Source organism: Micromonospora sp. NPDC047738, from assembly GCF_040642675.1.
Lineage (GTDB): Bacteria > Actinomycetota > Actinomycetes > Mycobacteriales > Micromonosporaceae > Micromonospora.
The window spans coordinates 32,375-44,172 of sequence record NZ_JBEYSO010000044.1; the positions used below are offsets into that span (position 1 = coordinate 32,375).

The 11,798-nt window shown below is 71.2% G+C and carries 10 protein-coding genes and 1 tRNA gene; 5 read left to right on the top strand and 6 right to left on the bottom strand.

The genetic code is table 11. The annotated features are described in order from the left end of the window. Window positions 1-30: 30 nt before the first annotated feature. The 5 genes from ABZ783_RS34500 to ABZ783_RS34520 form a co-directional block, all read right to left on the bottom strand. A complete protein-coding gene (locus ABZ783_RS34500; RefSeq protein ID WP_357446363.1) occupies window positions 31-1,176 on the bottom strand; it encodes a branched-chain amino acid ABC transporter permease in 1,146 nt (381 codons plus the stop codon). Then, window positions 1,173-2,123 carry a branched-chain amino acid ABC transporter permease gene (locus ABZ783_RS34505; protein ID WP_357446366.1) on the bottom strand — a complete coding sequence of 317 codons (951 nt, stop codon included), beginning with the start codon at window positions 2,121-2,123 and terminating at the stop codon, window positions 1,173-1,175. Before ABZ783_RS34505 ends, ABZ783_RS34500 begins: the two co-directional genes overlap by 4 nt. A gap of 106 nt (window positions 2,124-2,229) precedes the next feature. Continuing rightward, entirely contained in the window at window positions 2,230-3,390 is a 1,161-nt protein-coding gene (locus ABZ783_RS34510; protein WP_357446369.1) for a branched-chain amino acid ABC transporter substrate-binding protein, read from the bottom strand. A gap of 260 nt (window positions 3,391-3,650) precedes the next feature. After that, complete coding sequence (locus ABZ783_RS34515) at window positions 3,651-4,847, bottom strand: hypothetical protein (RefSeq protein WP_357446372.1); 1,197 nt, start codon at window positions 4,845-4,847, stop codon at window positions 3,651-3,653. 53 nt (window positions 4,848-4,900) lie between these two features. Next, window positions 4,901-5,521 (bottom strand): response regulator, encoded by a 621-nt coding sequence (locus ABZ783_RS34520; RefSeq protein ID WP_073833838.1) that lies wholly within the window; start codon window positions 5,519-5,521, stop codon window positions 4,901-4,903. A gap of 95 nt (window positions 5,522-5,616) precedes the next feature. Here ABZ783_RS34520 and ABZ783_RS34525 point away from each other — a divergent pair. Both ABZ783_RS34525 and ABZ783_RS34530 read left to right on the top strand, forming a co-directional pair. Next, a tRNA-Leu gene (locus ABZ783_RS34525) sits at window positions 5,617-5,689 on the top strand. A 33-nt stretch (window positions 5,690-5,722) separates the two neighbouring features. Continuing rightward, on the top strand, window positions 5,723-6,472 hold the full coding sequence (locus tag ABZ783_RS34530; protein ID WP_357446376.1) for a transcriptional regulator: 750 nt from the start codon (window positions 5,723-5,725) through the stop codon (window positions 6,470-6,472). A 33-nt stretch (window positions 6,473-6,505) separates the two neighbouring features. On the opposite strand, the gene ABZ783_RS34535 is transcribed toward ABZ783_RS34530, so the two are convergent. Beyond that, window positions 6,506-7,663, bottom strand: a complete 1,158-nt coding sequence (locus ABZ783_RS34535; RefSeq protein ID WP_357446379.1) for a PLP-dependent aspartate aminotransferase family protein — start codon at window positions 7,661-7,663, stop codon at window positions 6,506-6,508. A gap of 102 nt (window positions 7,664-7,765) precedes the next feature. Between ABZ783_RS34535 and ABZ783_RS34540 the strand changes: the two genes are divergently transcribed. The 3 genes from ABZ783_RS34540 to ABZ783_RS34550 all read left to right on the top strand — a co-directional run bounded on the left by ABZ783_RS34540 (window position 7,766) and on the right by ABZ783_RS34550 (window position 10,968). Next, complete coding sequence (locus tag ABZ783_RS34540) at window positions 7,766-8,245, top strand: Lrp/AsnC family transcriptional regulator (protein ID WP_073833840.1); 480 nt, start codon at window positions 7,766-7,768, stop codon at window positions 8,243-8,245. 46 nt (window positions 8,246-8,291) lie between these two features. Beyond that, window positions 8,292-9,302, top strand: a complete 1,011-nt coding sequence (locus ABZ783_RS34545; protein WP_357446383.1) for an LLM class flavin-dependent oxidoreductase — start codon at window positions 8,292-8,294, stop codon at window positions 9,300-9,302. A gap of 232 nt (window positions 9,303-9,534) precedes the next feature. After that, window positions 9,535-10,968, top strand: coding sequence for a pyridoxal-dependent decarboxylase (locus ABZ783_RS34550; protein WP_357446386.1), 1,434 nt, complete (start codon window positions 9,535-9,537; stop codon window positions 10,966-10,968). Window positions 10,969-11,798 lie beyond the last annotated feature (830 nt).

Sequence of the window (11,798 nt, forward strand, 5' to 3'; positions counted from 1 at the left end):
TGCGCCGGGACGGCCGGCGTCTGCTCGACGTCACTCACCGACGATCACCTCCTTGCGGCGGTCCTTGAACTCCGCCGCCCGTCGTCGGTTCGGGATGAGGCCCTGCGGCCGGAAGATCATCATCACCACGAGCACCAGGCCGAAGAAGAGGAACCGGTACTCGTAGAGCTCCAGGCCGAACAGCTCGATGCCGCGGAACCGCTCGATCATGTACGCCACCAGGCCACCGCCGACGATGGCGCCGACGATGTTGCCGGAGCCACCGAAGATGACCGCGGCCAGGATGATGATCGAGTTCAGCAGCTCGAAGTTCTGCGAGTTGACGAAGTTCTGCTTGCCCGCGAAGAGCGCGCCGGCCAGGCCGGCGATCGCGGCGCCCGAGGCGAACGCCCAGAGCTTGAACTTGAACGTCGGCACGCCCATCAGCTGGGCGGCGTCCTCGTCCTCCCGGATGGAGATCCACGCCCGGCCCACCCGGCTGTGGGTGAGGTTCCGCACCCCGATCACCACCACGATGATCAGCGTGAGCACCAGCCAGTAGTACGGCCGGGCGTCGAGCACGCCGAAGAACGGCTTGCCGTCGGCGTACTTGCCCGGCGGGTGCGGGATCTGGTTGAAGCCCCGCTGCCCCTTGAGGAAGTCGGAGCTGACCGCCGCGATCCGGATCATCTCGGCGAAGCCGAGCGTCACCAGCGCCAGGTAGTCGCCACGCAGCCGCAGCGTCGGCGTGCCCAGCATGACACCCGAGACCATGGTCAGCGCGATCGCCACCGGCACCACCAGCAGCCACGGCCAGAGCGTCTTGATGTTGCTGCTCGGCGAGGTCAGCACCGCCACGGTGTACGCGCCGACGGCGAAGAAGCCGAAGTAGCCGAGGTCCAGCAGGCCGGCGAAGCCGACCACGATGTTGAGCCCGACGGCCATCAGCACGTAGATCGAGACGGTGAACATCACCTGGGTGAAGTTCGCGCCCGGGGTCGGGATCGGCCCGAGGTACTGGTAGAACTCCTTGTTCGGCAACGCGTAGAAGAACACGATGACCGCCGCCAGCACCGCCCAGCGCACCCACCGCGGCGCGTCGCGCCACCGCTGCGCGATCGCCTCGCGGCCGTGGCGCAGCCGGTCCATTGCCGCGTCCCGTTGCTCCGGGTTCGGCGGATTAACGGTCGTCGTCATGCCCGTGCCCTCCCCAGCGATTCGCCCAGCAGACCGGTCGGCCGGAACATCAGCAGCACCACCAGCACGGCGAACGCCGCGAAGTCCTTCCACTGCGAGCCGAACAGACCCGAGGCGTAGTTCTCCACCACGCCCAGCAGCAGGCCGCCGACCAGCGCGCCGCGCAGGTTGCCGATGCCACCGAGCACCGCGGCGGTGAACGCTTTGAGGCCCAGCAGGAAGCCGACGCTGTAGGTCAGCGTGCCGATCTTCACGTCGTAGAGCAGGCCGGCCACGCCGGCCATCGACCCGCCCGCGATGAAGACCAGCATGATGATGCGGTCCTTGTTCACGCCCATCAGCGCGGCGGTGTTGGCGTCCTGGGCCACCGCCCGGACGCCGCGGCCGAGCCGGCTGCGGTTGATGAACAGGTCCAGCGCGACCATCATCACCAGCGCGGCACCGACGGTGAGCAGCTGCACCGCGTCGATGGGTACACCGGCGATCTCGAACAACGGCTTGGTGTTGACCAGCCCGGGCGCGCCCTGCGGGAGCCGGCGGGTGTAGACGCCGAACGCCTCCGAGATCGCGATCGAGGCGCCGATGGCCGTGATGAGGAAGGCCAGCGGCGGAGCGTTCCGCTTACGCAACGGGCGGTACGCCACCCGCTCGATCACGGTCGCCGTGCCCGCCGAGGCGATGGCCGCGGCGATCACCGCCACGAGCAGATAGAACATGATCGAGCCGACCCCGCTGACCTGTGAGTTCTGGTCGAGGCCGAAGCCGTTCCAGGTCCACAGTGCGGCGAACGCGCCGGCGATGAAGACCTCGGAGTGGGCGAAGTTGATGAGTCTCAGCACGCCGTAGACCAGCGTGTAGCCGAGCGCGACCAGGGCGTAGATGGCGCCCTGTGTCAGGCCGGTCGTGGTGAGTTCCCCGAAATTGGAGAACAGTCCGTCGAAGTTCAAGGGAGGGACGCTCCATCAGGTGTGGCGAAAAAAACGGGGTGCGGCCGGGAGCGAGCTCCCGGCCGCACCCGCGATCACGACTCAATCGCTGTAGCAGCGACCGGCGTCAGGACTTCTTGATCTCCTGGTCCGGAACGACCTGACCACCCTGGACCTTGAAGGCCCAGACCTTCACCTGCGCCGGGTCCAGCTCGCCACCCTCGACGAACTTGTAGTTGGCCGCCACGCCCTCGCCGCTGTAGTTCTTCACGAAGTCCAGCAGGCCGGCGCGGTCGGTCTTGCCCGCCTTGATGCCGGCCAGCAGGATGTTCGCCGCGTCGTAGGCGGTGTCGCTGTAGGTGCCCGGGTCGGTGCCGTTGAGCGCCTTGTACTCCTCCTTGAAGGTGCCGCGCGCCTCGCTGGCGGGCTGGCACGGGCAGGTGAGGATCGTGCCCTCGGCCGCCGCCGCACCGGCGGAGTCGATGTACGCCTTGTCGTTCACGCCGTCACCGGCGACCAGCGGAGCGGTGACCCCGGCAGCGGTGAGCTGCTTGCGGATCAGGCCGGCCTCCTGGTAGTAGCCGCCGTAGAAGATCGCCTTGACGTTCGCGGCCTTCACCTTGGTGACCACGCCGGAGAACTCGGTCTGCTTGCCCTCGCCCTGGACCTTGTCCGAGCCGACGACGGCCCCGCCGAGCACCTTCTTGACCTCGTCGGCCAGGCCCGCGCCGTACGCCGACTGGTCGTCGATGACGTAGACCCGGTCGGCCTTGATCACGTCCTTGATGTAGGTACCGGCCGCGGGACCCTGGCTGAAGTCGTTGCCGACCGCCCGGAAGAAGGTCTTCCAGCCCTGCTGCGACAGGCTGGGCCGGGTCGCGGACGCGGTGATGTGCACCAGGCCCGCCTCGGCGAACAGCGGGTCGGCGGCCTCCGACTCACCGGAATAGGCCGGGCCGACGATGCCGAGGATCTTCGGGTCGTCGATGGCCTTCTGCGCGAGGCCCGGGGCCTGGTCCGGGCTGCCCTGCGAGTCGAGCGGAACCAGCTCGACCTTGCAGTCGGCGTTCTCCTTGTTGTACTTGTCGACGGCCAGCTTGACGCCGTTGTTCTCGTTGATGCCGAGTGCCGCCGAGCTGCCGGTCAGCGCACCGAAGAACGCGATCTTGTTGCCACACTTGTCACCACCGGACGCGCTGTCCCCACCGCTGCTGCTGCAGGCGGTGCCGCCGGCGACGAGCGCCAGCATGGCAGCTCCACCGATCACGCGCGCGAGCTTCTGCCTCAAGGCCCGAACCCTCCTCCGTCGCATGGCCCCAACCACCCGCTGCCAATTGGCCCTTGCGGGGGGCGAACGAACCAGACCGTCGTCGCCGGTCTGGGCCGGGACGTTATCCCACGTGGGAGCTGTGGCGTAAGTCCCAGGAGAGCGGGTTGACCGAACCGTTACACGCCGTGGCGGATTGGAAACGATCGCTGTAAGAACCGTCGGTCGCGAGGGACTTTCACCTTTGTTTCGTCGGTAAGCAGCCAACGCCGCTCCACCCGCTACCGATCGACGGTCGGCACCGCCGCCCACCAGGCACGAGACTCTCCACCGTCGTCGGCGACCAACATCAGTCGATCCTCGTCGAACGCCGCCGCCACCGCGGTGTCCCCACCATCGGGCACCGCGACCGGCAGCACCATCGGCCGCCATGAACCGCCCGAATCGACCGAGAACCACAGACCGTGACGATTCCCGTCGCCGGTCACCGCCAGCAACCCGCCGCCGGCCGACACGAGCCCATGCACCGACGACACCCCCGGACCCGCCGCACCGAAACCGCCGACCCGCCGCCAGCCCGCGGCACCGGCCCACCCCGCACCGCCGCCGGCGTCCGCCGCCCGCCACACCCCGAACCCGTCCCGCACCGGACCGACCGCCACCACCGCGCCGCCCACCAGAGCGACCCGCTGCGCCTGGCTCCGCCCGTCCGACGCCGGCAACTCCATCCGCCGCCAGGCCCGCCCGTCCACCGAGGCCCAGGCGAGCGGCAGCGCCGCCGTCCCGTGCTGCGGCAGCACCGCCCCCACCACCAGCCACCCCGGCGGTACGGCCACCGCGTCCAACCCGACCGTCCGGCCCCGAGCGTCGCCGGCCAACTCCGGCACACCCTCGCGCAGCGTGAACCGCACCCCGTCCGGTGACGTCCACACCGCCGCCCCGTCGGCCCGGGACCCGACCACCAGCCACCCGCCCGGCCCCGCGACCAGCCGGGAGACGCTCACCGCCCGCGGCCCCCCGTACAGCTCGAACGGGGCCACCGCCTCCCGCAGCGTGCCGCCGGCGTCCTGCGCCCAGGTGCCCGAACGCGGATTGCCGTGCACGCCCCCGTTCCGCGCACCCAACGCCCCCAGCCGACCCTGCCGGCAGGCCGCCGCGTAGAGCACGTGCCGCGCGCCGTAGAAGCTCGACGACGCGATCGGCACGGACGACCAGGAGAGACCGTCCACGCTGGCCCACGCCGCCGGGCGGGTCTCCCCCGCCGGGTCGGCCACCCCGCCCACCACGAACCAGCGCCCGGCGCAGGCCGCCACGTCGCGCAGCAGCAACCGGCCGGGCGGTCCCGGCGGTACCGGCAGCGCCAGCGGCTGCCACCGCGGACGGAGCGGCCCGGGCTCGACGTGCGCCTTCGCCCGTACGCAACCGGCGAGCAGCACGACGACGACACCGAGCATCGCCACCAGCCGCCGCGCCGCCACGGACCGGAGTCTATCGATCCCCGCCGCTCCAACGCACCGGCCGACCGGCGCCGTCAGGAGGCCGGCTGGGCCACCTCGCCGCCGGCGGTCTCGGCGAGGATCCGCTCGGCGACCTCCTTCATGGTCATCCGGTGGTCCATCGCCGTCCGCTGGATCCACTTGAACGCCTGCGGCTCGGTCATCCCGTACGTGGTCATCAGCGCGCCCTTGGCGCGTTCCACGGTCTTGCGGATCTCCAGCCGGTCGGTGAGGCCGGCCACCTCCGCCTCGAGCGCGGCGATCTCCGAGTAGCGGGAGAGGGCGATCTCCACCGCCGGCACCAGATCGCTCTTCTGGAACGGCTTGACCAGATACGCCATCGCGCCGGCGGCCCGGGCCCGCTCCACCAGGTCCCGCTGGCTGAACGCGGTGAGGATGATCACCGGGGCGATCCGGGCGCCGGCGATCCGCTCGGCGGCGGCCAGCCCGTCCATGATCGGCATCTTGATGTCGAGGATGACCAGGTCCGGCTTCAACTCCTCGGCGAGCTTCACGGCGGTCTCGCCGTCACCGGCCTCGCCGACCACCTCGTAGCCCTCTTCGACCAGCATCTCGGCCAGGTCCAGCCGGATGAGCGCCTCGTCCTCGGCGATCAGTACGCGCCTGCGCTCCCCATCCGTCTGCGTCTCGGCCACGAGCCTCTCCCACCAGTCTGAGCCTCGACACCCGCGATACCGGGTGTCGCCGCCCCTAGCGTAGTGGGTAACCTGTCATGGCCAATCAACAGAAGGCCCCTGTAGTCCAACGGCAGAGACGATGGTTTCAAAAGCCATAAAGTGTGGGTTCGAATCCCACCGGGGGCACAAACTGTCATACAGGCGTTCGAAGATACTCATGTGCACTCGCCCGAGATACGCGCCCGAGCGCGGCAACTCTACCTGTCCGGCAGCAGCATCGCTGATGCTGCCCGCAGCGTCGGGCTCTCCTATCGCACCGTGTGGCACTGGTGCCGGGACCGGCCAGAGCCGATCACCCAGGGCACCGCGCTGCGCTGCTTCCGCTGCCGCCCGGACGTCGACAATACGACAGATCCGGCCGCTTACGCCTACCTGCTCGGCCTCTACCTCGGGGACGGGCACCTTGTGACGTCGGCACGGGTGCCCGTGTTGCGTATCTCTTGCAGCAACGCCTGGCCAGGACTGATCGACGCCTGCGACCAGGCCATGCGAGCGGTGCTCGCAACCAAGGTTCAGCGCGTCCAACAACAGGGCTGCGTCAATGTCCAGAGCTACGGCAAACACTGGCCGTGCCTGTTGCCGCAGCACGGCCCCGGCAAAAAGCATGAGCGGCCGATCGTCCTGACCGACTGGCAGCAGGAGATCGCGACGGCGCAGCCGGGCGACCTTCTGCGTGGCCTGTTTCACTCTGATGGTTGCCGGTTCAGCAACCGGGTCACCGTCCGGGGCAAGCAGTACGTCTACCCGCGCTACATGTTCACCAACGAATCCATCGACATCATGGGCCTCTGCCAGTGGGCGCTCGACCTGCTCGGCATCGCGTGGAAGATGAACCGACGTAACTGCCTCTCGGTGGCCCGGCGGGACGCGGTCGCCGCGCTGGACCGCCACGTCGGCCCGAACTCCTGACGCCGGGCAGCGCCCGCGGCGCAGCCCGACGGGTCAGATCGCCGCGAGCGCCTGCTCCAGGTCCGCCCGCAGGTCCTCCGGGTCCTCCAGGCCGACCGAGACCCGCAACAGGCCTCCGCACGGCTTGGCGTCGCCCTCGACCGGCCGGTGGGTGAGCGAGGCGGGGTGCTGGATGAGGGTGTCGACGCCGCCGAGCGACACGGCGTGGGTGATCAGCCGGCAGGCACCCGCGACGGCGGCCGCGGCGGGAGCGCCGCCGCGTACCTCGAAGGCGAGCAGGCTGCCGGGGCCGGACATCTGGCGGCCGACGAGCCCGGCCGGGTCGTGGTGCGCGGGGTGGTGCACGCGCGTGACGGCGGGGTGGCCGGCGAGCCAGCCGGCGAGTTTCTCGGCGCCGGCCTGCTGGGCGCGGACCCGCAGCGGCAGGGTCTGCAGGCCGCGGTGCAGCAGGTACGCGCCGAGCGGGTGCAGGATCGCGCCGGTGACGGCGCGGACCTGGCGCAGCCGGGCGGCCCAGCCGGGGTCGCAGGCGACGACGCCGGCGAGGACGTCGCCGTGGCCGCCGATGCTCTTGGTGGCGCTGTGCAGCACGAGCGCGGCGCCGTGCCGGGCGGGCTGCTGGAGCACGGGGGTGGCGACGGTGTTGTCGACGAGCAGTGGGACGTCGCCGGCGGCGGTGGCGAGGGCGGCGATGTCGACGAGGTCGAGGGTGGGGTTGGCCGGGGTCTCGACGACGACCAGGGCGGTGTCGGGGCGGATCGCGGCGGCGACCTGGTCGGGTCGGGCCCAGGTGACCTCGGTGCCGAGCAGGCCGGTGGCGAGCACGTGGTCGGTGCCGCCGTAGAGGGGGCGGATGGCGACGACGTGGCGGCGCCCGTCGCGGGTGGCGGCGAGCAGGGTGGCGGTGAGGGCGGCCATGCCGCTGGCGAAGGCGACGGCTTCGGCGGTGCCTTCGAGTTCGGCGAGGGCGGTCTCGAAGCGGGCCACGGTGGGGTTCCAGAGCCGCTGGTAGACGGCGCTGCCGTCGGGCGGGAGGGTGCCGCCGGTGGCGAGGGTCTCGTAGGCGTCGCCGCCGCCTGCGACCGACGGCAGCGGGTTGGTGGTGGAGAGGTCGATGGGCGGTACGTGGACGCCGAGACCGGCGAGGTCGTCGCGCCCGGCGTGCACGGCTCTGGTGTCCACGGCGGTCATGCTCCGAAGCGTCGAACATCAGACCAGCACAGAGCAATAGAGGCGAACAAGATTCTGCTGATTGCACTTTCGCCATCCTTTGATTCGGTGGATGATGCTCGCATGCCCGTGGCACCGAATGATGTACGGCCGTTCGCGGCGCTGGACGACATCGACCGCGCGATCCTGACCGAGCTGGCCGTCGACGGCCGGCTGCCGAACAATGCCCTCGCCGAGCGGGTCGGGGTGGCCCCGTCGACGTGTCTGACGCGTACCCGGGCGCTGCGCGAGTGCGGGGCGATCCGCGGGTTCCACGCGGAGGTGGACCCGGCGGCGGTGGGGTTGCCGTTGCAGGCGCTGGTGTCGGTGCGGTTGGCCGCGCACGAGCGGGCGGTGGTGGACGCGTTCCGGGCCCGGTCGGTGCGGTTGCCGGGGGTGGTGTCGGTGTTCCACGTGGCCGGTGCGGAGGACTACGTGCTGCACGTGCGGGCGGCGTCCGGGGATGCGCTGCGGGACTTCGTGCTGGACCATCTGGCGGTGGATCCGGCGGTGCAGCACACCCAGACCAGCCTGATCTTCGAGCAGGCGCGCGGTATGGGTTAGGGCACCGTCCGGAACAAGTCCGGCGCGCGGCGGGTTGCTCAGAGGCGTGATCGACGTACCCTTGTCTGTTCTTGATCTTGCTCCGGTCGCGGCCGGCGGCAGCGCCGGTGAGGCCCTGCGACACACGACCGAGCTGGCCCGGCGCACCGAGGAGCTGGGCTACCGCCGGTTCTGGGTGGCCGAGCACCACAACATGCCCGCGATCGCCAGTTCGGCCCCGGCGGTGCTGCTCGCCCACCTGGCGGCCCACACCTCGACGATCCGGCTCGGCTCCGGCGGGGTGATGCTGCCCAACCACGCGCCGCTGGTGGTCGCGGAGCAGTTCGGCACCCTGGAGGCGCTGCACCCGGGCCGGATCGACCTGGGCATCGGCCGGGCGCCCGGCACCGACCAGGTGACCGCGCTGGCGCTGCGCCGGAGCATGGAGGGGCTGTCGGCCGAGCACTTCCCGCGGGAGCTGGCCGACCTGATGAACTATTTCAGCGGCGCGGAGCCGGGGCCGATCACCGCGACCCCGGGCCGGGGCCAGTCGCCGGCGGTCTGGCTACTCGGGTCGAGCGGCTTCAGCGCCCAGCTCGCCGGGGTGCTCGGGCTGCCGTTCTCGTTCGCGCACCACTTCAGCGCGCAGAACACGCTGCCCGCGCTGCAGCTCTACCGGCAGAGTTTCCGGCCGTCGCAATGGCTGGAGCAGCCGTACGCGATGGTCGCCGTGAACGCGGTCTGCGCGGAGACCGACGAGCGGGCGGAGTGGCTGGCCGGGCCGGCCGGGCTGTCCTTCCTGAAGCTGCGCTCGGGCCGGCCGGAGCCGCTGGCGACGCCCGAGGAGGCGGCGGCCTACCCGTACACCGAGTTGGAGCGGGAGTTCGTGGCCCAGCGCCGGGAGGGCCAGGCGACCGGTTCGCCGGAGACGGTGGCCCGGCAGCTCGGCGCGCTGCTGGCGCGCACCGGCGCGGACGAGCTGATGCTGACCACGATGGTGTACGACGTGGCGGACCGGGTCCGTTCGTTCGAGTTGATCGCCGAGAAGGTGGCCGGCGGGCTTCGCCGGGATGCCTGAAACATGCTCTTCATAGCCGTGTCACCCCTCCGTCGCGCGGCACCCGTAGGTTGATGACCGGTGGTGGTACGGCACTCCCGGTCGGGACGGGTCGGGGGTGCCGCGGTGTGGTGCACCGGGTCGCCAGCGCTGCGGGTTCCGCGGCTGGCGGCCCGGTGCTTTTTCGTCCGGGCCGGTCTCGCCCGCCGCCCGACCCTTGCCCCACGGCGGCCCACCTGATCGACTCCACCCCATGGCTGAGCACATGGACCCGGAGGAGTTCCGCCGCGCCGGGCACGCCGTGGTGGACTGGATCGCCGACTACTGGACGACGCTCGGACAGCGACCGGTGACGTCGCAGGACCCGCCGGGCGCGGTAGCCGCCGCGCTGCCCGCCGGGCCGACCGAGCGGGGCGAGCCGGTCGAGGCCGTCCTGGCCGACCTGGACCGGATCGTCACGCCCCGGCTGACCCACTGGCAGCACCCGGGCTTCTTCGGCTACTTCCCGGCCAACACCTCCGGCCCGAGCGTGCTCGGCGACCTGGTCAGCTCCGGGCTCGGCGTGCAGGGGATGCTCTGGGCCACCGGCCCGGCCTGCACCGAGCTGGAGACGGTGCTGCTGGACTGGCTCGCCGGCCTGCTCGACCTGCCGGAGCGGTTCCGCTCGACCGGCCGCGGCGGCGGCGTGATCCAGGACTCCGCCTCGTCGGCGACGCTGGTCGCCACGCTAGGCGCGCTGCACCGGGCCAGCAAGGGCCGCTGGCGGACCGACGGCGTCGACCGGCGCTACCGCGCGTACACCTCCACGCAGGGGCACTCCTCGATCGAGAAGGCGGCCCGGATCGCCGGGCTGGGCACCGACGGGGTACGGACGATCGAGGTGGACCCGGCGACGCAAGGGTTGCGCCCGGCGGCGCTGCGCGCGGCGATCGAGGCGGACCTGTCCGCCGGGGTGGCGCCCGCGATCGTGGTCGCCACCATCGGCACCACGTCCACCACCGCAGTCGACCCGCTGCCCGAGATCGGCGCGATCTGCGCCGAGCACGGCGTCTGGCTGCACGTCGACGCCGCGTACGCGGGGGCGGCCGCGGTCTGCCCGGAGCTGCGCTGGTCGCACGCCGGGGTCGAGTACGCCGATTCGTACTGCTTCGACCCGCACAAGTGGCTGCTCACCGGCTTCGACTGCGACGCGTTCTGGGTGGCCGACCGGGGCGAGCTGATCGAGGCACTGACGGTGATGCCGGAGTTCCTGCGCAACGCGGCGACCGAGTCCGGCGCGGTGATCGACTATCGGGACTGGCAGGTCCCGCTGGGCCGCCGGTTCCGCGCGCTCAAGCTCTGGTTCGTGCTGCGCTGGTACGGCGTCGAGGGGCTGCGGGCGCACATCCGCTCGGGGGTGGCGCTCGCCGACCGGTTCGCCGCGCGGGTGGCGGCCGACGACCGGTTCGAGCTGGCCGCGCCGCACCCGTTCTCGCTGGTCTGCTTCCGGCTACGGGCCGGCGACGAGGCGAGCGCGGAGCTGCTGCGCCGAGTCAACAGCACCGGGCGGGTGCACCTCACGCACACCCGGATCGAGGGACGGTACGCGCTGCGCCTGGCGGTCGGCTCGCCGCTCACCGGACAGGAGCACGTCGACGAGGCCTGGGAGCTGCTCTCCGCCGCGGCCGACGCCCTGCTCGCCACCTGACCCGGCGTGCGGTTCGTTTCTGGTTGCGCTTAGGGGGATGGCCCACCGTGCCCGCCTCCGGGCGCCCCGAGCGTGCGGTTTCGCCGGAATGTGGCCTTTGGGCGCTCGGAGTGGCCGTTTTCGGGGAAAGTGTGACGTCGCCCCGTCGAGGGCCGATGTCCCAGAACGTCTGGGCAACACGACGTCGGCGGCGGCAGGCGGCTGCCCCGACGCCGTGTCGGGGATGTGGCGGTGTCGGCGGGTGTCGGTTACCGCCGTTTCGGCGACTTGGAGTGGATCAAGGATGGTTCGGGCCCGACCAGCCGGGTCCCGTGGTGGGTGATGTCCGGTTTGCGGCCCGGCCGGTGGGCATCCCCGGCCCGGAATGGTGGCCGGCTCGGGGGCGTTGAACACGGGTGCACGGCCGAGGAAGGCACCTCGGTGGGCCCGGATCGGAATTATGGCGGGCCGCCGGAACCCGCGACCGATGCCCCGTGAGGCGGGGTCGGCCAGGCCGGAATGTTGGTGGGCCGCCGGTCGTTGCACATGAACCCGCGACCGAGCCCCCCGTTGTGGTGGGTGGTCGGGCCCGGAATGATGGCGGGCCGCCGGTCGTTGTACATGGTCCCGGCGCCGCGAAGAGGCGAACCCCCGTCACCCCGCGAGCCGCTGGTCGACAGACTTTCCCCCTCTTGTTTGAGCGCCTGACGGTGCTTGCGCACGCTGTCCGACCCCCATCGGGCGGTGGTGCGCCAACCCCCGAATGGAGCTTTGGTCATGAACTCGATGCTGCGTAAGAGTGTTCTTGGTGTTGCTGGTCTGGCTTTCACCGGTGGTGTGTTCGCCGGTCC